The sequence below is a fragment of the Algoriphagus sp. TR-M9 genome (assembly GCF_027594545.1).
GTDB classification, from domain to species: Bacteria; Bacteroidota; Bacteroidia; order Cytophagales; family Cyclobacteriaceae; genus Algoriphagus; species Algoriphagus halophytocola.
Genome location: NZ_CP115160.1, coordinates 4,764,453 through 4,788,933, shown reverse-complemented (window position 1 = coordinate 4,788,933; position 24,481 = coordinate 4,764,453). Strand labels below are relative to the sequence as shown.

17 protein-coding genes are annotated in these 24,481 nt (G+C 43.5%); 1 reads left to right on the top strand and 16 read right to left on the bottom strand.

Features of this window, described 5'->3' with window-relative positions; all coding sequences use genetic code 11:
• Positions 1-55 precede the first annotated feature (55 nt).
• The 6 genes from PBT90_RS20255 to PBT90_RS20230 all read right to left on the bottom strand — a co-directional run bounded on the left by PBT90_RS20255 (position 56) and on the right by PBT90_RS20230 (position 11,087).
• The gene (locus PBT90_RS20255; protein WP_270130953.1) at positions 56-1,402 is read right to left on the bottom strand and encodes a TolC family protein; all 1,347 of its coding nucleotides are present in this window, start codon (positions 1,400-1,402) and stop codon (positions 56-58) included.
• Positions 1,402-4,464, bottom strand: coding sequence for an efflux RND transporter permease subunit (locus PBT90_RS20250; protein ID WP_264808313.1), 3,063 nt, complete (start codon positions 4,462-4,464; stop codon positions 1,402-1,404). Before PBT90_RS20250 ends, PBT90_RS20255 begins: the two co-directional genes overlap by 1 nt.
• A 1-nt stretch (position 4,465) precedes the next feature.
• On the bottom strand, positions 4,466-5,548 hold the full coding sequence (locus PBT90_RS20245; protein WP_270130951.1) for an efflux RND transporter periplasmic adaptor subunit: 1,083 nt from the start codon (positions 5,546-5,548) through the stop codon (positions 4,466-4,468).
• 15 nt (positions 5,549-5,563) lie between these two features.
• Entirely contained in the window at positions 5,564-6,349 is a 786-nt protein-coding gene (locus PBT90_RS20240; protein ID WP_264808311.1) for an alpha/beta fold hydrolase, read from the bottom strand.
• A 193-nt stretch (positions 6,350-6,542) separates the two neighbouring features.
• Positions 6,543-7,607, bottom strand: coding sequence for a DUF481 domain-containing protein (locus PBT90_RS20235; RefSeq protein WP_264808310.1), 1,065 nt, complete (start codon positions 7,605-7,607; stop codon positions 6,543-6,545).
• Positions 7,608-7,709: 102 nt separating this feature from the next.
• Positions 7,710-11,087 carry a TonB-dependent receptor gene (locus PBT90_RS20230; protein ID WP_264808309.1) on the bottom strand — a complete coding sequence of 1,126 codons (3,378 nt, stop codon included), beginning with the start codon at positions 11,085-11,087 and terminating at the stop codon, positions 7,710-7,712.
• Positions 11,088-11,429: 342 nt separating this feature from the next.
• Here PBT90_RS20230 and PBT90_RS20225 point away from each other — a divergent pair, with 342 nt between their 5' ends.
• Positions 11,430-12,125, top strand: coding sequence for a lysoplasmalogenase (locus PBT90_RS20225; RefSeq protein ID WP_270130947.1), 696 nt, complete (start codon positions 11,430-11,432; stop codon positions 12,123-12,125).
• 146 nt (positions 12,126-12,271) lie between these two features.
• On the opposite strand, the gene PBT90_RS20220 is transcribed toward PBT90_RS20225, so the two are convergent.
• The 10 genes from PBT90_RS20220 to PBT90_RS20175 form a co-directional block, all read right to left on the bottom strand.
• Positions 12,272-13,609, bottom strand: coding sequence for a hypothetical protein (locus PBT90_RS20220; protein ID WP_270130945.1), 1,338 nt, complete (start codon positions 13,607-13,609; stop codon positions 12,272-12,274).
• Entirely contained in the window at positions 13,593-15,308 is a 1,716-nt protein-coding gene (locus tag PBT90_RS20215) for a VWA domain-containing protein (RefSeq protein WP_270130943.1), read from the bottom strand. The genes PBT90_RS20220 and PBT90_RS20215 overlap by 17 nt, the downstream gene beginning before the upstream one ends.
• Complete coding sequence (locus tag PBT90_RS20210; RefSeq protein ID WP_270130941.1) at positions 15,301-16,314, bottom strand: VWA domain-containing protein; 1,014 nt, start codon at positions 16,312-16,314, stop codon at positions 15,301-15,303. Before PBT90_RS20210 ends, PBT90_RS20215 begins: the two co-directional genes overlap by 8 nt.
• Positions 16,298-16,801, bottom strand: a complete 504-nt coding sequence (locus PBT90_RS20205) for a DUF4381 domain-containing protein (RefSeq protein WP_264808304.1) — start codon at positions 16,799-16,801, stop codon at positions 16,298-16,300. Before PBT90_RS20205 ends, PBT90_RS20210 begins: the two co-directional genes overlap by 17 nt.
• Positions 16,798-17,733: a DUF58 domain-containing protein gene (locus PBT90_RS20200; protein ID WP_264808303.1), complete on the bottom strand. Its 936-nt coding sequence runs from the start codon at positions 17,731-17,733 to the stop codon at positions 16,798-16,800. Before PBT90_RS20200 ends, PBT90_RS20205 begins: the two co-directional genes overlap by 4 nt.
• 178 nt (positions 17,734-17,911) lie before the next feature.
• Positions 17,912-18,880, bottom strand: coding sequence for an AAA family ATPase (locus tag PBT90_RS20195; RefSeq protein ID WP_264808302.1), 969 nt, complete (start codon positions 18,878-18,880; stop codon positions 17,912-17,914).
• An 87-nt stretch (positions 18,881-18,967) separates the two neighbouring features.
• A complete protein-coding gene (locus PBT90_RS20190; protein ID WP_264808301.1) occupies positions 18,968-20,488 on the bottom strand; it encodes an arylsulfatase in 1,521 nt (506 codons plus the stop codon).
• 216 nt (positions 20,489-20,704) lie between these two features.
• The gene (locus PBT90_RS20185) at positions 20,705-22,327 is read right to left on the bottom strand and encodes an arylsulfatase (RefSeq protein ID WP_270130937.1); all 1,623 of its coding nucleotides are present in this window, start codon (positions 22,325-22,327) and stop codon (positions 20,705-20,707) included.
• Positions 22,328-22,367: 40 nt separating this feature from the next.
• A complete protein-coding gene (locus PBT90_RS20180; protein WP_270130935.1) occupies positions 22,368-23,429 on the bottom strand; it encodes an HAD family hydrolase in 1,062 nt (353 codons plus the stop codon).
• A 408-nt stretch (positions 23,430-23,837) separates the two neighbouring features.
• Positions 23,838-24,410: a hypothetical protein gene (locus PBT90_RS20175; RefSeq protein WP_264808298.1), complete on the bottom strand. Its 573-nt coding sequence runs from the start codon at positions 24,408-24,410 to the stop codon at positions 23,838-23,840.
• Positions 24,411-24,481: the final 71 nt, after the last annotated feature.

Here is a 24,481-nt window from a genome sequence, read left to right as displayed (position 1 = left end):
CGGCTAAAAAAGAGAATAAAAAAACGAAGGCATCTAATATACCTTCGTTTTGTATTTAATCTTCGGATGGCAAGTCCAGTTCTTCAAAGCTATTGTCGAAGAAAATCTTTCCTGAGAGCCTTCTCAATTCGATTTCCTGCTCTTTTATGTTAAAAAGTGAGGTGAGCAATCTGTTTTCTGCCGTAAGCAAATTCACCTGTGCATCCCGAAATTCCAGGTAAGAAGCAATTCCTAGTCTAAACCTTTCCAACGCAATCTCCGAGCTCTCTTTGGCCACTTGATAGTTCTTCTCTTCTACTGCCAGAAGATCACGATTGGTCTTGTAGGTATTGAAGGCTCTGTGGATATCTGAGCGCAACTGTATTTCATATTGGTCTACTGCCAAAGTCTGGATTTTCTGCTGTACCCGGGCATTTTGAATTCTTCGGTTCAAGGTAAATCCGTTGAACACATTCAGGGCTATATTTCCACCATAGTTAAAACCCGAGCGTTGGTTTTGGGTAAGTATACCTGCGTCAGAATTGGAAGTATTGGTAGCATAAGTGGCGTTTAGGTTGATCGTCGGAAGTCTGCTCGCGCGCAGTTCTTTCAGCTCCAGGAACGCTACATTTTCCTGCCTTTGGGTGATGAGGAAGTTCTTGTTTTCCAGCAGGGCATTCTCAATGAGATTTTCCAAAAACAGCGGTTCTCCTACGGTGATCGTATCATTGACATTGAACCGAACTTCTGGATTTAAAGCCATCAGTTCATTGAGGTTCACCCGGGCATTTTGGATGACCTGCTCTTGCCCCAGCAGCAAGCTTAGATCTGAGTTGTAGTCTACCTCAGCAGTTAGGAAATCTCTTTTGCCGGCCCCACCTAGAGAGTACTGTGCCTCGGCAATATCCAGCCTAGCCTGGCTCAATTCCAAGGTACGCTGCAGTACTTTGTGACGCTGTAGCTCTAACACCAATCTATAATATGCGGAGGAAATATTAGCCACGGTGTTTTCCACTGCTATTTTGGCATCTAGTTCGAAGATTTCAGTCAATACCCCAAGTCGTTTTAAGACGATAAAACTCTCCGGACGGAAACCATAGATGCCTACCACACTGAAATTTTTGGAGTTTGACTTTGCATTGTCAATGGTCCTCGGGTCAGGATCTGTGGCGAATACCTGTTCCACATCTTCGTTACTGAAGGATCTGGTATACGTTGCATCTACTAGAGGCATCAGGTAATCGCCAGATCCGATCCGCTCATTCCCCTCTTGAATCTCCACTGTTTCCACAGCGATTTTGATATCCAGATTTTTCTCAAGACCTATGGTAATGGCCTTTTCCAGATCCAGAGCTTCATTACTTTGGGCATAAATACTTGTTCCAAAAACACTCAAAAAGAGCAGTAGGCTAATTTTCTTCATTAAATTCTAGCTAATCTTCCTTCTTTGGAAGTGAGATAAGTATAAATAGCAGGGATCACAAATAATGTCAATATCGTGGCAAAAGCCAATCCTCCAATTACTGCCGCTCCCATTGGCACCCTGCTTTCTGCACCGGCCCCAAGTCCCAATGCTATAGGGAGTATACCTAGGATAGTGGATAAACTTGTCATCAAAATAGGTCTGAATCTAGCCACAGCTGCACCATAAATGGCCTCATGGATAGACATACCTGTGGCTTTTCTCTGATTAGCAAATTCCACGATTAGGATGCCGTTTTTGGTCACCAGTCCTATGAGCATAATAATGCCGATCTGACTGAATATATTCAGGGTAAATCCAAATAACCACAGCGTAAACAATGCTCCAAATAATGCCAGCGGCACGGTAAACATAATGGTAAGCGGATCCAAGAAGCTCTCAAACTGTGCAGAAAGCACGAGATAAATCAATACCAAAGCAAACAAAAATGCGAATAGTAAGCTATTGGAGCTTTCACGGAATTCCTTGGATGGTCCAGAAACATCTGTGGTGAAGGATTCATCCAATACTTCTGCAGCGATCCGGTCCATTTCTTCCAGGCCATCGCCTATGGTATATCCTTCGGCCAGGTTGGCTGACACAGTTCCTGCCACAAATCGATTAAATCTGTATAGCTGAGGAGGGGTACTCTTCTCTGTCACCGTTACCAAATTATCCAACTGAACCAGAGAGCCGTTTTCAGCGCGTACATAAAGCATCCTCAAATTCACCGGCTCATTACGGTCTTCCAGTCGCATTTCACCCACCACCTGGTATTGCTTTCCGTTTCTGATGAAATAGGCAAAACGCTGCCCTGAATAGGATAGCTGTAAAGTCCTGGCTATCTCCTGAATAGAAACACCGATATTTCGTGCTTTTTCACGGTCAATCTCAATTTCCAGTTCTGGCTTAGTGAATTTCAGGTTGATATCGGAAAAAATAAACACGGGGCTTTTGCCTACCTCAGCCATGAAGGTAGGGATTACCTCCTTCAGCTTATCCAAAGTTGGCGCTTGCAATACATACTGTACAGGTAGGCCCCCACGGCTGTTACCAATAGACTGAGCCTGTGAAGCAAAGGCTTTCACTCCTGTGTATTTCTTGAGCTTTTGATTGATCTCATTGAAATACTCGCCCTGGGACTTCTCTCGTTTTTCGGCGTCGGTCAGTATAAATCTCATAAAACCGGAATTGGTGCTTGAGGAACCAAACCCAGGAGAGGTCACTGATACCATCCCTTTCACCTCATCTTTGGTATACTCAGTCTTGAAATCTTCTACCATCTGGTCAATTACACGGTCCATGTAGCTAAATGTAGCTCCCTCTGGTCCACTCATCCGGATTACAATCTCTCCTCTATCCTCTGTAGGCGCCAGCTCGGTAGGAATGGTGTTGAACAACCAGTAGATGCCAAAGCCCATAATTGCCACCAGGGCAAAGGCTACCCAACGAAACTGCATAAACCAAGAAAGTGCACGGTCATACTTGTTATTGATCCATACAAACCCCGGCTCGGTGAAATTATAAAAGCGGTTATGCTTTTCTCTTTTCTTCAGAAATTTAGAGCTAAGCATAGGAGTCATGGTCAAGGCCACGAAGGAAGATATAATCACTGCCCCTGCTACTACTATCCCAAATTCCCGGAACAAACGACCGGTGGTACCAGTCAAGAAAATCACAGGAAGAAATACCGCTGCCAAAGCTACCGTAGTAGCGATTACAGCAAAAAATATCTCTTCAGCTCCTTTTGCAGCGGCTTCTTGGGGATTTTCTCCTTTTTCAATACGGGAATAAATATTTTCTAGAACCACGATGGCATCATCGACGACTAGACCAATCGATAGTACAATCCCCAGCAGAGTGAGCACATTAATGGAAAAGCCCATTAAATACATGACAAAGAATACCCCAATCAAAGAAATAGGAATAGTCAGTACCGGTATGAAAGTAGTTCGCCAGTCCCTCAAAAAGAGAAAGATAATCGCCACCACCAAAACGAAGGCCGTGATGATGGTTTCTTGCACTTCAGAGATGGAACTTCGGATGTAACTGGTCTTGTCAAAGCCGATTTCCAATCCTACATCTTCGGGAAGGTCCTTCTCGATAAACTCCAATCGTCTGTAGAATTCATCTGCAATCTCAATACTGTTAGAGCCTGGTAGCGGCACCAACACCACTCCGACCATGGGCACGCCATCCCTTTTCAGGATACTTCGCTCATTGAGCGCTGCCAACTCTGCTGTGCCCACATCCTGGAAGCGGACAATATTATTTTGATCTTCTTTGATAATGAGGTCATTGAACTCCTGAGGTGTACTCAATCTACTCTTGGTACGGACGGATAGCTCAATGGTCTCCCCTTCAATTTTACCTGAGGGCAATTCTACATTCTCACTCTGCACTTTGGATAGTACATCTAGCGGGGTCACCCCATAGGATGCCATTTTCAGAGGGTCCATCCGCAGTCGGATGGAGTATTCTTTTTCTCCCCAAATCTGTACCCGGCTTACTCCGGGTATAGTTTGCAGCCTCTCTTTAAAAATATTCTCTGCAATATCTGAGAGATCCAAGAGGCTTCGTTCATCACTTTTTACATTCAGGAAGACGATGGGTTCTGAGTCAGCATCGGCTTTGGACACCACCGGAGGTTCAGCATCAGGGGGAAGGTTTCGCTGAGCACCGGATACTTTGTCCCTTACGTCATTGGCAGCTGCCTCCAGATCTGCTCCCACGTCAAACTCCACGGTGATGCTACTACTTCCGTCATTACTGGTTGATGTCAGGGATTTAATCCCCTGAATACCGTTAATCGCCTCCTCGAGAGGTTCGGTGATCTGGGCTTCTATTACATCAGCGTTGGCACCGACATAGGTAGTTCTTACATTGATCACCGGAGGGTCCACGCTGGGAAATTCTCTGATTCCCAAAAGCGATATCCCTATGGCACCGAATAGCATGATGACCAAAGACATCACGATAGCCAATACCGGTCGGTTGATACTTACATTCGATAAACTCGCCATTTTAGTTGATTTGGGTGAACTCTACAGGAGTACCTGTACTTGCTTGTAACACACCAGTGGTGAGAACCAGATCTCCGACTTCCAGACCAGAGGTGATCTGTACGTGCGTATCTGTACGAGTGCCGATTTCCACGGTGCGCTCCATGGCTTTGCTATCAGCACCAACTACAAAAACCTTATATCCTTGCAACTCTGGAATGACAGACTCAGATGGCACCATCAGTGCATCTTCTGTTACCTCCAGTACAAAGCGGATTCTTACAAACATGCCCGGCAGGAACTTTCCGCCTTTATTTGGGCTTTGAGCCCGCAGTTTCAGCGTTCTGGTGGCAGCATCAATCTGTGGCTCAAAAGCATAAACCGTTCCCTCCACTTCCTCGGGAGAGGATTCATTGGTAAAGAAAATGGGAGAACCTACCGTCACCTGATTGGCATAGCGTTCCGGAATGGAAAATTCTATCTTGATCGGATCAATATTCACAAAATTGGCAATCACATCGCTGGTGCCGATCACCGAACCTTCACTGATCTGACGCAAACCCAAAATCCCGTTGAAAGGAGCTCGGATTACCGTCTTCGATAGCTGAGCCTCCACCAGCTTCAGGTCCGAAAGTGTGGTATTGTATTCATTCAAAATGATATCGTACTCCTCCTGGCTGATAGCCTCTCGGGCCAATAGTTGCTTTTGCCTGTTTTCTTGAGATTCGAAAAGCTTCTGCGTGTACTCTAATCGCTGGTATTGAGCCTGAAGTTCGTCATCATTCAGGTACACCAGTGGGGTTCCTTTAGTGACATACTCCCCTTCTTTGAAGGCGATTTTGGTGACTAATCCTGAAATCTCCGAGCGAAGATCCACGGATTCATTGGGCAGAATAGTTCCGGTAATGGAGAGCTGGTTTCTCAAGGTTTCGCGCTGTAGCTTCACCACTTTGACAGGAATGGCGGCAGGAGTACCTGGACCAGCTCCATTGGCCACTACGCCAGACTCATTGGATTTTCTGGTATCCAATCTTGGGTAAATAAAGGCAAATGCTGCTACCAGAATCACCGCGATAATCAATATGGTCTTGGTTTGCTTGTTCATATAGAAAAGTAAGAGCTATAGGGATTGGCTTTGTAGAAAGGCTAGTGAATGTCGGTTAAACTCCAGAGGCTGCTCCACATTCACCACATGTCCACATTTCTTTAATATTGTTAATACTGAGTTTTTATGTACTTCTATGATTCTTTTTACCGGCTCCAAAAACATCACATCCTGATCTCCCATCACATACAAGGTAGGTATTCCCAAGTCGGATTCCTTAAAGTATCTGAGTAGGGGATTAATATCCTTGGTTAGTTTAAACCAGCGTATAAATTCCTTTTGGCAAAGCTTTTTGGCTTCCCGGATAAACAAATTTCTGGATTCGGAATGATGCTTTCTCGGCATAATGACAAAGGCAAACAAGCTGTAAAGCCACATGTATGGTATCACTCGCTTAAAGGTATTGCCTAGAAACACCAAAACCCTGGACTGAGTAGTCAATCTGGTCACCGCACCGGCCATGATCAGAGACCGAACTCTATCCGGCTGCAGCTCGGCCAGCTGCCGAACTATAATGGTACCTAAGGAAACACCGGCAAAGTGGGCTGACCCTATGCTTTCATAATCCAACACCTCAATAATATCTCTGGTGACAGCCTCAAAAGTATAGTCCTTGTTAGTCATACTGATTGGAAAATCTGATGATTTGCCATGTCCTCTCAGGTCTATCAGTAAAAGATTATACTGCTCTTTGAAGTCTCTCAGCTGCTTAAACCAAACGGCAGATGAGCCTCCTGCACCATGCACAAACACCACCCAGTCTTTCTCTTGGCCCAGTTCATACTTTTTATAATACAACATTATCACTCAACCGTTTGTCCAGTTTATTTGTTCTCCAAATCAAAATTAACTTAGTCTGCCAAGAAAAAATAAAGAAAACATACTGATGGCAAATCTTCCCTATCAATGGAGGAAATGTAGGATACCTAAGAAACACCAAAGCCCCGGTCTCAACTAGATCCCGAGGCTTTTTAATTTTTAGATTAAATTGAAGTTATAACTCCCAGCCTACAGTAGTCTGGAAAACGTAATCCAGCTTGGTTGCTCCTTCAATCGGCTGATTGTCATAGTTCATCGTAGTTCCCACTTTGATGTAGAAATCATCGAGGAAATCATACTTCACATCCAAGCTAAAATCCGTCCTGAATCGTCCGCTTTCTGTCAAGGAAGGGTAAGCCGTCAATGTGGTCAATAGGTTAAGGTCACCAATGTCATACAGGTTTAACTGGGTCCCTATCAATGCTTCACCGGAATTACGTGAAGGCGTATCATCAAAGTAAGATTCCGTGTTTAAGTTGATACCGGTCTGAAAACCGAAGTACGTTTTATTGGTATGAATGACATACTTACCCAAACCTATCTGATTACCTACCCGGCTTCTGATCAGCTGTTCTGTATTGGAGAGGTAAGTGAGATTATAGAGCAAAAACCAATCTTTTGGCAGGAAGTAATTGAAACTCGCATTACCATCCGTACGCTTGATATCGTCCACCTCGTCCTGGGTAGAGCGTATGGAATTCAGGTTTGCGGATGCTTTCCAGCGGTCTGCCAGATAGCCCAGTCCACTTCGGATGTTGAATTGCTGCAAGTTGTTAGCTTTGGTCAAGCTCCAGCCTATATCAAAATTAGCGGATAATCTACTCCAAAATCCTTCATCCACGGCATTCAGATAAACCACCGTGGCGATTGGTACGATCTCGGTTAGGTCTGTCTCTTTCTCTGCTATTTCTTCCTTTTTCAGTTTCAAGACCCTGACCGGGTCATAATAGTCAATCCGAATATTTGCAGAATCCACGGAGTTCAGCTTCCCGTTGAATCTCCTCCCTGAACTAAGTGTAATCAGGAAGTTGGTTTGAGAGGCGATAGCACGGATTTCACCCCAGGTGATTTTAAAATCAGAGTCACTATAGTCCGTTTCCATAGTCAACACTCCTTGATCCATAGATTTGATTTCCCCTACGATCAAATTACCATTACTCAACAAAAGGGAGTCCACCTGAGCGAAAGTCTGAGAAACACTAGCTAAAACAAGGATACAAAACAGTAAGCTTTTCTTCATAATCATAAAATTTTATATCGTTAAAAATGCACATAAGCCTAGAATAAAACAAAAAAAGCGCCCCGGTAATGAGGCGCTTTAGTAAATTATCAGATTGATCTATTAGAAAATATATCTTAATCCAAACTGCATGCTCCAGGTGGTAGAGTAGCTGGTTACATTTCTAAATGGTGAAGTTGGCAACTGTCCAGAAACGGTGGTCATCTGGAAATTAGGATCTGCACTCACAGCACTTGCACGCTCCAAAAGGTTTTGCGCTCCATTCAAAGTCTGCTGGATACCCCAGTCTTTGTTTAGCAAGTTGCCAAAGTTGACAATGTCCAAGCTCAACTGTAGGGTATTTCTACGCTCACCTATGTTAGTGAATACGTCCTGTAGCACTCTGATGTCGAATCTACTTAACCAAGGCATTACCAGTCCATTTCTTGGGATGTAATCTCCTCTGTATTGCTCTAGATCATTATTGGCAACGTACTGATCAAAAGCAGTTCTTTGCTGCTCAGCAGTGAATTGAACCACGCCATCATCCTCGATATCCACAAAGTTGATCTCTGCAGAGTTTGCCGGTAAGTAGATCAGGTCTGCATTGACACCGTCTCCATTTAGATCATTTCCATAGGAATAGGAGAATCTACCTTGAGATCCGCCAGTGTAATATACGCCAAGGGTAGTAGCAAAGTGATTTCCATACTCTACTCTATAAGACATATTTGCCACCAATCTATGAGGCAGTGCAAAGTCAGATATATGTAATCTCTGATCATTCGGGCTATTAATATTTGGAGAAGCACCCCAAGCTGAAGAAGCATTGGATCCAGAGTTTGAGCTTACTTCTTTCGCTGCAGAGTAGGTGTAGAAAATGCTACCAGATAGACCAGCAGTTTCTAAAACACTAACTCCCAAAGTAGAACTGAAAGCATGGCCTTTCACATTGGTGTTGGTCAGAATGGTGGCGTTATTTGCACCCATCACAGGATTGTAGGCAACGCTGTTTCCAGGAAGTACTACTTCTCTGTCATCACCATTAGAGTTCATGCGGTCAGGAGAGATGTCCCTGTTTGCTCCAAACTGGAACACACCATTGATATCTCTGGTATAAAGTAGATCCGCCGTCAACATAAACGGAGAGTCTCCAATTTGATAGTCTGCACCCAAAGAGGATCTCCAAACCATCGGCATTTTGAATTCATCATCTACCAAAGCAAATGAACTTGGGGCACCTTCTTCCGGGCTCTTGATGAATACATCTTCAGCTCCTGCGGGAGGGTTATTCAGGTAATAATATTGCTCAGGCTGGAAAGTCACGTTTCCTATCCATCCTTCCACTTGCTCATAACTTTGAGGCTCTACGTTATTCTGAAGCACACCAGCATTGGTAGGCATATTGGTCAACCACACAAAAGGTACTCGACCAGAGAACACTCCCGTACCACCTCTAAGGATCAAGCTTCTGTCTCCCATTACATCATAGTTGAATCCAAATCTTGGAGAAAGCATTACTCTAGATTTTGGCCAGCTGCCAGAATCATAATTTTTCGGATTGTAATCACTGTCAAGAAGGGTGATCTCATTGATGGAAGGATTTGCAGTCAGGTCATTGAGATACATTGGCAATTCAGCTCTCAGGCCTAGGGTCAATGTCAATTTCTCATTCACTGCATATTTATCCTGTGCATAAAGCGAGGCTAAACCGAAGTTCACTCTGGAGTAAGTCTCTTGCCCTTCATATGGGTAAGTAAGACCAAACATGGTTGGTGCTACTTCATTGGCAGTACCTGTAGTCAAAAAGTCCTCCACAGAAGCATATCTGTAATAAGAAGTACCTAGCCTCACGTATGAATTACCAAACTTCTGCAATTCAAATGCAGCTCCTGCAGTAATAGTATGCTGTCCATTGATATAAGTCAGGTTATTGATAAAAGAGAAGTTATCGTTTACCACATCGTTATTGAAGGAGAAAAGCTCAGTACCAAAGCTCATATAGTTCATGCTGCCAAAATCCTTAACCATATTACCTTCTCCATCGTCCACCATACCCTGGCCATCCCAGATATCCACAAATGGGAACAATACATCACTTGGAGTGGTACGGGTATCTTGGATCTTAGAATAAGTAGCGATAAACTGGTTGGATACACTTGGGCTGAAATATGAGTTCAATTCAGCAGTCAAGGACCTTACGGTATTCTCAAATCCATAATTAGCATTTTCGAATGAAATGGAGTTAGGACCTACTCTTTGTCCAGCTGGGAATGGTGTTCTAGGTCTAGGTCCGGAAGTACCATTGGTAGTCTGTGGAGAAGTACCCACCACCTGATTGTATCGGACAGCAAGTTTATGCTTGTCTGAGATATTCCAGTCTATTCTCGCTAGGAATTTTGTACTTGCCTGCTCGGCTTCATTGGCATAGCCCTGGTATCTTCCTGGATCGTAATCCCAAACGTTAATCAAGTGATTTCTTACTGCCTCAAGGTCATCTACACTTGTTCTGGCGATGTTATTATCAGGGTCTGAAACTCCATCAGTAGAAGCTCTCCACAGGTTGGCACCAGATGCGTTTGCTCCTGTATTTACTTCTCTTTCAGCATTGACAAAGAAGAACAATTTGTTTTTAATAATTGGCCCACCCAGTCTAAAACCAAAGTTCTTGGTAGCGGCATCGACTTTTTCAAGTTCACTATCTCCGATTTTGTTTCCTTGTAGGTCTTGGTTTTTAGTGAAATAATAAGCTGATCCAGTAAAGGTGTTGGTACCTGATCTAGTCACAGCATTGATTCCTGCACCGGTAAAACCAGACTGTGTAACGTCAAAGGGAGCAATGTTTACAGAAATTTGCTCGATGGCATCCAAAGAAATCGGCTGAGAATTACCACCTGGAAGTGGGTTACTACTCAAGCCAAAGCCATTGTTAAAATTAGCACCATCGACCTGAAGGTTGTTATATCTGGCATCTCTACCTGCAAAGGAAGTTCCGTTTGCCTGAGGTGTCAATCTGGTGAATTCGGTGATACTTCTATTGATTTGCGGCAATTCGGTCAATTGCTTATTGGAAATACTGGTGGAAGTACCTGTTTTATTGGATTCCAATTCCCCAGTTCTACTACCTGTGATCACCACTTCGCCCAACTCAGTACTATCATCAGAAAGCGTAGTATTCAAGGTATATGGCTCACCCAGTTTCAAAACCATTCCGGTATAATTTACCGTTTCGAAGCCAATGAAACTCACCTGCACGGTGTACGGCCCTCCGATTCTCATATTAGGAATAGTATAGCGTCCATCCAGATTGGATACCGCTCCATACCGAGTCCCTGAAGGCTCGTGCATTGCCACAATATTTGCTCCGGGAAGTGGCTCGCCCTGTGAATCCACCACTTGTCCTACTACCGAACTGGTGGTTACCTGTGCTTGGGACACTCCCATTCCGACTGTAATCAGCAGAATCAGCGCCATCAAACTTTTAAGTAAACTTTGCCTCATAATTTGTACGTTTTGATATAAGTTGGTTTGTAAATACTCCTTGCAAAGGTAAATTCACCCCGAATCTTCTGAGGGTACTTACCGTTAAGTTTTGCTTTACAAATTTCACAAAAATTAACTGTTTGTTAACATAGAAAGGTGAATAAAATTCTGTTTTTAGTCCAAAAATTTCCATTCGACAACTAGGAAACGCACAAAAATGCATAAATCTTAGAATAAAATTCCATAAAACTGAAATTTACAAATTCTGTTTATTTTCATTTGCCAATACTTTATACTGTATCCTCTTCAAATGCAGCTAATTAATTCTACAATACACAGATAATCAAAACATTAGAAACCTTGAAAAAGAAAGAAATCCTATGGCTATACCTTTTTTTATTTGCCACACTGGTAGACATGGCATTTATCATCGAGCATAGAAATGAGCTTAGATTTTTTTCCAAACCACTGATTCTGACCGGTCTTATAGGTTATTTCTACTTCATTACCAGACCTATTTCCAGTACTTTACTGGCAAAATCCATGATAGGTGCATTAATTTTCTCCTTACTTGGTGATGTCCTGCTCTTATGGGATCAATATTTCATTTATGGAATTGGTGCATTTATGCTGGCGCAAGTTTGCTACATTATAGCCTTTAAGGTGGGACAAAAAGCCCCTGAGCGACTACCCCAGGTAAACTTCATCCGGACTTTTTTTATCAACCTTCCCATCTATTTTCTGGCAGCTTTTACTTTCTATCTCATCAATCCTAACCTCGGGACTTTAAAGATTCCAGTCATCATTTATATCATAGTAATCGTAAGTATGATTACTACTGCAAGAGAAAGGTTTGGGAAATGCAATGCTTTATCCTTCTGGCAGGTATTCATTGGTGCCAGCCTGTTTTTTATCTCTGATGGAGTGATTGCTTTGAATAAATTTTACCAGCCTATCCCAGATGCAGGAATCATCATCATGGGAACTTACGCCATAGCCCAACTGATGATCGTGATGGGAATTAGGTCTTATATTATTGAGCCGACTGTGAAGTAGAGCAGTTGATGAGTTTCTAGTAAAAAGTGCTAGAACTTAGGGGATGGAGCAGAAATCTTCCAATTCATTTGGTCATCGGGATCGCAAATCCCAAAACTCTGGAGTAAGGTTGCTACTCAAAAAATTGCAATGAGGATGCCCTCTAACTAAGGATTAATCCATCCAGAATCTACCTTCACTTCACGGTGCAGGTATTTTTCCCTTGCAGAAGCCCATTCGCTTAGATTCATATTTTCAAACTGTTTTCCGCTACTCCATCCCGCTTCCATAGTGGCCACTTGGCTTTGCAAAGCTTCACTTCCATAACGCTTCGCAAAAAACTGCGCACTGGGTTCGTCCAGCTCCAAAGCGTCCAGCCAGCGATATAGTTTTACGGATTTTGTACGCTGTGAACTACTGCCTTTAACCGCTTTTTTAAATTCATTGAAATGGAACTTTTCAGAGACCAGATAAGCTTCTCTTTTTTGTTTCCAACTATAAAAGCCTTTACGAAACAGTTTGATTAAAATTATCAGGATAAAAATTGCTGCCACCAAAACCAGCACAAACTGCTCAGGACTCATGCCCAAAATCTTCAAAGGTTGATTCTCCTCAGCTTCTTCTAACTCAAGCTCCTGCTGCTGCAAGGCCAGAGAATCCCGCACACTTGCCAACACCCCCAAATCAGGATTTGGCGCTACTTGAATCTTCACTTCCTTCAGGGTGCGTTTGTAGAGTTGATTCCTGTAAGGGTTATACCAAGTGAAAACCAACTCAGGAATAATTACTTCGCCTTCCTTTTCAAAGAGGTAGCGCATTCTTTCGATTCTGGAAGACGATATTGAAGTTTTGGTCTTCTGGTCTGCTACTTCACTCCGTGATGGATACAGACCTACATTCGAAATGCTGTCCCATGCGATAGGCGGGATCAGCTGGGATACAGTACCTGCTGCCGTTCTGGAAATCGTACGTTCCAACACGTCACCTACTTTAACCTTATTTCTATCGCCTGACCAGTTTTCTGTTACGCTTAGCCCATCTGCTACTAACCATTCATTTGTCGAGAATTTAGAAGGTATAGGCTTAACTTTTATCGGTTTTTCTTCAGTTTTTACAATATGCTTTTTACCCTTGTAATCACCTTCTGCCGGGGATTCTACTTCTATGTCCAATGCAGGAAAAATAATATCCTTATCCGTATAAGGAAACACATGATAAATCAACTGAACCCCAGGAAAGGTCTTTCCATCTTGCTGAATTGATATAGACACCGGCCTAAAATAAACCGTAAATGCCCCATTTACTTTAATATTACCCAGATCCAAACCAGTGGTAAACCAAGTGGAAGTGTAGACAGAAATCTTCACCTCAACAGGCTGACCCACGTAGGTACTGCTTCGGTTAAGAGCTACCTGGGACCAAAGTCTTTGGGCATTGGTATCCATAGACACCAAAAGCATCCCAAGTATCAGGCAAAAACTTAAAAGCTTACCAATTCCTTTCATTTGCTTTTGGTTTTATGCTGTCCTTTTTCACTTGGTAGGCAAATTTCCGCTTTAGGAATAAAGAAGGATTCTCATCTATTTTACGCATAAGTACCTTTGCGTTATCCTGTTGATTTATTGCACTGATGTCTTCAGGCACCTCATCCAGTTCCTTACCTTTTCTTACGTCAGTATTCACAGTCTCAGCCAGCCTCTCTTGCTCCATATCCTCCTTAGTTGCTTCTTGACCACCTCCACTGAGATCTTCCGGGCTATTGTTCTGCACAGTATTAGCAGCTTCCTCAGGACTCGCTTCCTTAGCATCTTCGGGGTCTACTTCATTTTCACCAGCGGATAAGTGTTCCATCTTTTGCTGGTTTTCCAATGCTTGATCCATAGTAGGATCCAGTTCCGTGGCCTCCTGGAAAGCCCCTTGTGCAGCTGCAAAATCACCATTTTTGTAATAGGCCAAGCCTAAATTATAAGCTCCATAGGCTGATGTGTCATTTTGAAATTCCTGAATAGCAGCCTCGTAATCTCCGGCTTTGTAATAGGCCACTCCTTTGCGGAGCGGATCTTCATAGCGCTCAGCGGCAGCCTTAAAGTCTCCTGCATCACTTAACTTCTGCCCTTGGTAATCTTTGGTGTACCAGAGATCTTCAAAAGTCTGATCTTCTGAACAGGACGTAAAAGCAAGCAACACTACCCCATAAAGCACCCAACCTCTACGAAACCAAAGCAATAGTAAAACTGCCATGGGAATAATCAGTAAAAACCCCACATCTCTCCAATCGTCTTCCTTTTCCTCTGCTTTCTCCGTAAATATCAGACTCTTCACCACCGCTTTGCTGATCAGTTCTACATCAGAATTATCCAGTGTCAGCCGGTTCACTGTCACCCGGTCCAAAGAACCTAACTGGCTTAACACAGCCTCATTCATTGCCGAAACGATGGTATTTCCGTCCTTATCTTTCAGAAAACCCCGCCCACTAAGATTAGGTACCTCAGCCCCGCCTGTAGTATTGATAGGCAATAGTTGAATGCTATTTTGGGAATTTTGAACAAAGGCAGAGATCAAATCAAACTCTTCGCTTTCTATATCATCGGATAAAATCAAAACGGTCCCAGGAGCATCAGTCACGGCCATCAAGGTATCTGCCAATGCCAAGGCATCAGCTAGATTGGATCCTGGGAATGGCATCACATCCGGACTGAGTCCATCTATATGGCTGGAGATTATATCATAATCCCTGGTCAGTGGAATGATGGTATGAGCCGTCCCTGCAAATCCAATTAAAGCTGCCCGGGCTTGAGGGTTTTCTTTGATGAGATCATTGATTTTAAATTTGGCCCGCTCCAGCCGATTCGGCTGTAAGTCTGTAGCCAGCATACTTTGGGATAAATCCAATAGAATCACCAGTGGAGTTTCCAGCTTTTGCCCGGGAACCTCTACCTTCTTCCAGGTAGGTCCTGCTAAGCCGAGTACCCCCAAACTCAAAACTAAAAATCCGATCAAGTGCATCCCGACTTTGACCCGTTCATTGCCCTTTTGAATCACAAACGGACGAAGATGAGGTGCTATCATTTCCTTCCAGGTCACTTCCTGCCGGATGCTGAGCAGACCGAGTACCAAAATCAAAAAGACAGGAATAAATGCCCAGAGAAAAAACGGCCTTAGAAAATGGAATTCATTCCAGACTATGGGAAAAAGGTCAGCCAAGGTTGACCTCCTTTCCTTTTTGACGTGAGCTCTGTATCAGGTGAAAAAGACTCTGGAAAAACATGGTAATGAGCATCAACCCCAAAGCTGCACCCAAAGGATAATAATAGAGCAAAGTAGTAGGACGGTTTTCCTCCTCCTCATATTCTATGGGCTCCAGTTTATCCACTTCGGCATAAATCTCCTGCAGTCGCTTTTCATCTTTAGCCTGGAAATATTGCCCGCCGGTCATTTCTGCAATTTCCTGGAGCGTCTGCTCATCCAGATCTACCCCCACTCCAGAAGGATCACCAATTCCTATAGTGTAAATCAAAATAGAGTCCTCTTTGGCAATATCAGCTGCGTCCAGTGGTAATATATCAGTGCCTGCATCCACCCCATCAGTAAGGAGAAGCATCACTTTGGTCTCGATGGTATCCTTGTCAAACAGCTCTATTCCTTTCGTTATCGCCTTTCCTATATAGGTCATCTGACCTGCCATTCCTACATCTGCCTCCTCCAACAACTGATCCACAGTCTCTAAATCCGGTGTAAAGGGAGCCTGGATATAAGCACTGCTTCCAAAGAATATCAAGCCCATTCTATCTCCCTCACGCTTTTGTATAAACTCATGCATCAAGGCTTTGACAGCATCCCATCTCCTCACTTTTTCCCCATTGATTTCCCAGTCTTTTTCTGCCATGCTGAAAGATATATCTGCGGCTATCAAAAAATTACGGGAAGTCTTTACCTTCATTTGGGGTTCGCCTACAAGCTGCGGAGATGACAAGGTGGCCAAGATCAATACCCAGATCAGCAACATACTGATCCAGTTCACGATACCTCTTCGACGGATAAACGCAGATTTTCTCGGTTTCTCACCCGTGTAAGCTGATACCTTTCCATAAGTAGGAAGGCGTAAGGAAGCACTCCGTATCCTCAAAGCCGGAAATAGCCAATAAACCACAAAAGGCAGAGGTAATAGGAAAAATACCCACAGATGCGCTATTTCAAAGTTTGCCGGCATGTGTCTTTATCCATTTTTGGGCTTGTGACATAATTTCTTTTCGGACTTCCTGATCTGGAATCCTATCCTGGTAGATCAGTGCTGAAATTTGCTCTTCAAACTGCAGAAGACGTACATCTTTCCCGGTTTTATCCAGAAAACCCAGCCAGGAATTTCCGTGCAGACTACCTACTTTTTCCCTTCCAAAAACCTGGATCGCGACTCGCTTCAGGATCACAAATACCTTTGGAAAGGCTGATGCGTCAGATTCTATTTCATATAAAGAAGTCAACGCTTCTTTTCTATAACGATTACGGAGATAGTGTCTCAGCATAAAAAACAGGATAACTAAGACTCCTAGAAGGAACATTCCACCTAGAATTGCCCAACCTGTAGTTTCAAAGCTAAACTCCACCGGAGGTGGCTCATAGATTGGCCCTAAATCTGCAGAAGGAAGCTGCTGGGCTTGCTGGAGCAAAGAATCTACCTGTGTACTATCCTGTCTCATTTCCTTCCTGATTTAAAAACTTCTTTCAACTGCTCCTCGATGGGTTGCACGGTATTGATAGCAAAAAGTGGTATGCGGTGCTTTTTCATCTGAACTAGAAATGCCTGATAATCCGCGTCAAAACCGGTTTGGAAATTCTCCCTTATCTTTTTGCTTTTGCCATCTACAGTAACCTGTGTTTCCTGATCTCCCGCCACAAACTTGGTTTGTGGAATATCACGCTCCAATGGATCAAAAACTTTGATCAACACCACATCATTGTGCTGGGCAATCTGGCTGATAAACCGGGTGACTGCCGGAGAGTATCGCTGAAAATCCGAAATCACCACCACCAGGTAATCATGCGTGACGATATTCCGCGTTTTCATAAACACCTCCTTCAGGGCATCATCGATATTTCTGGGAGTAGATTCTGCCAGCTCGCGGTTTCTGGAGACAACTTTCTCCAGGAAACGAAGAATATTCCTGCGGTCCCTTTTTGGCTGAATGATATCTATGCCATTATCTGCAAAAACCACTCCTCCCACTCGATCGCCCTGCTTCAATACCCGAAATGCTGTGACGGCAGCCAATTCTGCTGCTACCACTGACTTGGTCCGTACCTGAGAACCAAAAAACATGGATTTGGATTGATCCACCACGATCAAAGCGGGTTTCTCTTTTTCCTCAGAAAATACCCGGGTATGAGTTTCTCTGGTGCGGGCGGTGACTTTCCAGTCGATATTCCGGATATCATCCCCTTTTACATAATGTCTTACTTCTTCAAAATCCAATCCTCTTCCTCTGAGTTTGGACTCATGCCTGCCCCCTAGGATGCTTTTTACTTTTTGCTTCCGGGCGATCATAGAAAAAAACTGGGCATGACGTTCCATTCCCAGCAACTCCTTGAGAGAGGTGAATACGTCTTTAAGGAAGGAGTTAGGGGTGGACATTACTTTATTTGATTTTTTTAAAGTGACTAGTTATTCCACCTCGACTTCGCTCGGTGTCGGGAAACTGTTGCTTGGAGAGGGTGAGAGAATGGAGCGGCTTCGCCGCTCCATTCTCTCACCCTCCACTATAAAACTAATCCCGGTGGCCGAGCTAGTCGAGGCCAAGTGAAGTTTATATCTATCCAACTACCGCTACTGCTTTTAGCACCTCGTCGAGTACTTGATCGGCAGTGATTCCATCAGCATTTGCTTCGTAGCTGAGGATCAATCTATGCCGAAGACAATCATGAACAACCGCTCTGACATTTTCCGGCGTCACAAAGTCACTTCCATTCATCCAGGCGTGGGTTCGGGCAGCTCTATCCAATGCTATACTTCCCCGAGGGCTGGCCCCAAAGTCTATCCAGCTGTCCAATTCTTTGGAATATTTATCAGGAAAGCGAGTCGCGGAAATAATGTCCACGATATACTTTTCCATATTTTCCGCGATTTTCACCTGTGTTATTTCTTTTCTTGCTTCAAACACCACTTCGGGCGAAAGCTTAATGGATTCCTCCTTTCTCTCAGATTTTATCTGTTCTTCTCTATTCAAGCGTAAGATGGCAAGCTCAGATGCATCATCGGGATAGCTGATGATCACATGCATCAGGAATCTATCCATTTGAGCTTCAGGTAAGGGATAGGTTCCTTCTTGCTCTACCGGATTCTGGGTAGCCATGACCATGAAGAGGGGATCCATTTTATAGGTTTTCCCGGCTACGGATACCTGCCTTTCTTCCATGGCTTCCAGCAGTGCAGCTTGTACTTTGGCGGGAGCCCGATTGATTTCATCTGCCAAAATCAGGTTAGAAAAAATGGGGCCTTGTTGGAAGACAAATTTCTCTTGCAGTTCAGGCTGGTAAATTTCAGTACCTGTCACATCAGAAGGTAAAAGATCCGGAGTAAACTGGATTCTACTCAATCCACAGTCCAGTTCTTTTGCCAGTGATTTTATAGCCCTGGTTTTTGCCAGTCCCGGCAAACCCTCGAGCAGCATATTTCCATCTGCCAGTAAAACCAAAATTAAACGCTCCACCAATTCTTCTTGACCGATAATAGAGGCGGACATCCTGGTCTTGAGTTCTTCAATCGCTTGTTTTGGGGTCATGACTTATATATTTGACGATTCAAGGATGCTATAGTAAAAAAAAGGTTACCCAACATTGTGCAGGGTAACCTTTTAAACCATTAAAAATTAATTTCTTGGAGGAGCAGTCATTTGCTGTACCACCTTGTCAATGGAAAGGGAAGATCCTGTCTGAGGAGGGAAATCCTTGAAAGTGGCCAAGAAATTGGCAGCAAATTGCTGAGCCGGCACAAACAACCACATGTTATCTCCATACCATCTAGTATACATTCCTGATTCCCAAGATACTTCATAAGGATCAGCCCTTAGATTAATTGCCAAAGGCCAGCTGGGAGACTTACGGTAGGCAGTATTTATTGCACCGTCCATGATCGCAAAGTGAAGCTTCCAGTCTTGATATCTGATCGCATTTAGATTTGCACTGGCATCAAAATAGAATATTTCTTTACGTGGTGATTCTTCCACTTCACCTTTGAAGAAAGGCATCATATTGTAACCATCTAGGTGCTGCTTAAAGGTTTTACCATTTGCCTGATACCCATTCAGCACTTTTTCCTTAATGTTTGGTTCTCCAGCGGCTGCCAGAAGAGTAGGCATCATGTCTTCATGGGAGAAAATATCATTATATACTGTGCCTGGCTCGATCACCCCTGGCCAACGAATCGCGGTGGGTACACGGAATCCACCTTCCCAAGTCGTTCCTTTTTCCCCTCTGAAAGGTGAGTTGCCACCATCTGGCCAAGAGAATTTTTCTGCCCCATTATCTGTAGAATACATCACAATGGTATTATCTGCAATTCCTAGCTCGTCAAGCAAATCAAGTAGACGACCTACAGCTAGGTCATGTTCTACCATAGCATCTGGATAAAGTCCAATTCCGGTCACTCCATCACTTTCTGGCTTCAAGTGAGTCCACACATGGCATCTGGTGGAGCTCATCCATACGAAAAATGGTTTGCCATCTGCATGCGCTTTCTTTATAAATGCTACAGCAGCATCTTCAAATTCCTCGTCCACAGTTTCCATTCTTTCACTGGTCAATGGCCCCGTATCCTGAATATTACCATCGGCAGTGCTGTGGATTACCCCACGAGGACCAAATTTCTTGCGGAATTCTGGATCTTTGGGATAGTAGTATCCTTCCGGCTCTTCCTCTGCATTCAGGTGGTAGAGATTACCGAAGAACTCATCGAATCCGTGATTGGTAGGTAAATGCTCATCCTGGTCTCCCAGGTGGTTTTTACCAAACTGACCTGTGGCATAGCCCTGAGGCTTCAGTAGGTCGGCGATAGTAGGCTGGGATTCCTGGATACCATGCTTAGAGCCTGGCATACCTATGGTCAAAAGACCTGTCCGGAATGGATGCTGTCCCAATATAAAAGCCGCACGTCCCGCTGTACAAGATTGCTGTCCGTACCAATCGGTAAAAGTAGCTCCCTCATTGGCAATACGGTCAATATTTGGAGTTTTGTATCCCATTAGACCGTTGTTATTAAAACTTACATTGGACCAGCCAATGTCATCCCCCCAGATCACTAGGATGTTTGGCTTATCCTGAGCCTGTGCCAGCAATGGCAAGCAGAACAGCATCAGGATAGCCGATTTGAAAATTGATAATTTGTGTTTCATAGATTATAAATTTAAAAGTGATTCTACTTCAAAGTTTAATTCACAACTAAAAGTTAAACTTTATTCTTTAAATATTCCAAACTGTTTTAAAAAAACTAGCTTTCGAAGTAGAAGGTCAAGGTGAAACCATATAAAAAGGCTGACTCATTCCGAAAAATGGCCAGCCTTTATCAAGTTGTGCTTTCACCACAGAAAGCTTAATCAATAGTTGAAAACTTAATTGGTTCCGCCTGTTGGCTGCTCCATCATTTTCATTGCTTTTTCTATGGATGCTTTCATATTCAATGACTCACCGCCTTGACTTGGTGGATAATCAACCAATGATTTCAAATGTGCTTGTAAGAAGGGTACCGCTGCAGTTGGTGCCCAAAGTTTTTGAGCGACAAATTTTCTACCTGCATATCCCCATTCTTCAGAATCCGGAGTCATTTTTTCCATTGGATCCATTAGCAAGTTTACGATGTAAGGAACACTAGGGTAAGATTTCTCATCAAACCAGTTTCCTCCATGCTTCACCCCTATGTGCATTTTCCAGGCATCTACTCTTATTGCCATCAGGTCAGACTCATCGTAATAGAACATTACTCTTCTTGCAGATTTATCCGTCTTTCCTGTCCAAAGATCCAGGTTATTGTATCCGTCTAGGTGCGCTTTGAAATTGGTTCCTCCGATATTTTTCCCTACAAGCAATTCTTCTTTTAAGTTAGGAAGACCTGCAGCAGCTGCAAGGGTTACGAAAAGATCCTCATGGCTTTGGATTCCATTGGAGTAGGTACCCGCAGGAATTTTACCCGGCCATTTCACTAGCATAGGTACTCTCAGACCACCTTCCCAGGTAGTTCCTTTTTCACCACGGAATGGAGCATATCCACCATCAGGCCAGTACATCAATTCATTTCCATTATCAGTAGAGTAAATAACGATGGTATTGTCTTCTTCACCCATGTCTTTGATCTTCTGAAGAATCTTACCGATTAGCTCATCATGCTCGATCATCTTGGCACGAACCACATCTTCTTCTGCACGACCTTCGTCTACTGCAGCCTGAATGTATTTGTTCGGGCTATGTGACCAGATATGGGTAGCTGTAGTGTTGTACCAAACGAAGAAAGGCTTGTCTTCTTCACCTACTCGGTCTAGGTATTCTAAGGTCATATCGGTGACTTCTGAATCAAAAGTCTCCATACGCTCACGGGTAAGTGGTCCTGTATTTTCAATTCTTTGCTTACCTACTTTGCCGAATTTTGGATCTACAGTAGGGTCATCCGTATCTGTAGCCCAGGTATGCAATACTCCTCTTGGACCAAATTTCTCCAAATAAGCAGGGTTTTTCTGACCAGGATAGTCCAACTCTTCCGGCTCCTCCTCTGCATTTAGGTGATAGAGGTTACCAAACCATTCATCGAATCCATGCATGGTTGGAAGGAATTCATTTCTATCACCCAGGTGGTTTTTACCAAATTGAGCCGTGGCATACCCCTGAGATTTCAACACCTGAGCCAAAGTAGGGTCTACATCTTGGATACCTTGAGTAGATCCAGGGATACCAATCGTGGTCATACCAGTTCTTACAGGCAATTGACCCATGATAAATGCTGCTCTACCTGCGGTACAGCTAGGCTGTCCGTAATGGTCTGTGAAAAGCATACCGTCCTTGGCAATACCATCAATATTCGGAGTTCTCCCCATCATACCATGTGTATAAGCCCCCACGTTCCAGTAACCGATATCATCTCCCCATATCACCACGATATTGGGTTTCTCTTGAGCCTGCGCCAAAAATGGCAAAAACAGCATCAAAAACATGGATGATTTGAAAATTGAGAATCTGTTTTTCATATAATGTAAATTAAAAGTGATTATAAATCTAAGGTAACTATTATTGGTTATCCAGTTCATAAGGATATATGACTTTCCAATCTTTGGCCATATCCACTACCAACCAATTGTATTTGGCAGCATCATCCAGTCCTCTGCTCAACTGTCCAATGTGAGACTCTCTATCGTAAGCAGCCTCTCTGATGGAGTCGGTATGATGAACGATCAGGCCAAAACGAGCTCCATCCCCTGTACTGGTAAATTGCAGCATTTCATAATCCCCATCGCTGTTCCCAGCCGCAAAAACCGGCCGCTTACCTATGTTCCGAATGATCCCTACAGGCTTGCCTGCTTTATCGTCATTGAATGCCAATTCAGGGATTTTCATCAGTTCCGGAGTAGCAGTAGTATCCACATAAGCTAATCCTAGCTGGGAGCCTACCACCTGGTAAGGAGGAATACCATAGGCATCCTCTGCCCAGGCTCTCATAAAATCTATACCTCCACCGGAAACGATAAATGTTTTAAAACCATTTTCCCGAAGGAAATCCAACAATTCCAGCATAGGCTGAAAAATCATTTCATTATAAGGCTTGCCTGTTTTGGGGTGGGTGGCTGTCTTGATCCAGTTTTTAACTCTAGTATCAAATTCATCAACTGACATTCCTGAGTGTGTGATCGCAACGGCAGAAAGTAAGGCTTTTTCCCCTCCTGCCATGAAACCTTGTAAATCCCCATTGATCAGCGCTTTCAACGATGGGTCTTTTTCCCATTCAGGATGCTCTGGAGCCAGTCTCTTGATTTCGTCAATCGCAAAAGCCAACTGGAAGTAATAGGGCTGCTCTGACCATAGCGTGCCGTCGTTATCAAATACCGCTATTCTGTCCTTTTCAGGAATAAAATCTGCGGATCCTGCTGTGGTAACTGCATCCACCCAATCCATGATTTTGGTACGGGGAGCATCTTCCCAAGAAGCCATTTTAAGGGTTTGCCCTGACAGCTTATCAGGAGTGCTACTTCCATCAGCATTCTGCGCCGATTTCTCTGCACAGCCAAAGGTTAAAATCAGAGATAAGACCAAAATAGAGGTCATGCACTTTCTAGAGAAAATAATGAAATTCATATAAGAATAATCTTGTTAATTAATTGACTTTTATCCTGCAAAAAAATTCTATCCATTCTTACTTATAATAAAATTGAGACCTTTTAATCTCAAACCATGCACTAAAAGTACATTACCTTAACCTGCTATCAGTCAGCTGGAGCATACATTTACCTGAATACTAAAATGAACTAGGCCAAGGGCCAAAACCCATGCTTCCTATTCAAATTTAATGGCAGAAAGCACTAATCAAAAGGAATAATCAAGTTTTTTAATGAAATACTACAATATATAATCTATAGTTAACAATAGTTCCCAAACAATTCCTGTGAACTATCCTGCTTCATCACATTTTTGCCGGCGAGGAGAAATGAGGGACGTAGCAGAAGTTTTTACGCTCAATCCTGCGACTGCAAACTACTCCCTGAATTACTCCCCAAATCGCTTCTCAATCCCTATCCCAAGGGAGGTCACATTATAGGCATTTGCCCGAAAATCATGGGTAAGCGAACCCAGCACTTCCCAACCGTTCCGGATTTCTACGCCATATTCTACTCCTAGCCGAGTCACAAAGTAATCCTCGCCTTCGGCAAATTCTCCACCAAAACCCAAGGAAAAGCTCCAGTGTTCTCCAGGTTTATAGACTCCGGTGACCACAGGGGCTATAGGTCGTTCCCGCTCAATGATTTCTCCCTCATCTTCTGTTTCTATGAAAAAGTTTTCATTCAAAAAATCTGTGTGCAAGCCTATGGCAAACTTTTCAGAAATCCAGTAATTATAATCCAGGGCAAAAGATGGAACGGTAGTAAACTGTTTTTTTCCTTCTGCATCTCTCCCTTGACCTATTCGCGCATGGGCAAGTACCAGCGCCAAACTATGCCGGCCCTCGGATTCTTCCATTTCAACTGCCTCGCTCTCTTCGTTTTCTTCCTCCTGAGCCACGCAGATGCTACTGAAAAGGCTGAACAGGATGAATGCATGGATAAAAATTAATCTCTTCATTTTAATACCGATTTAGATTTAAAAAGAAAGCAGGCTCATGGCTACGACGCAGTAAAGTTACAAATTCTAAT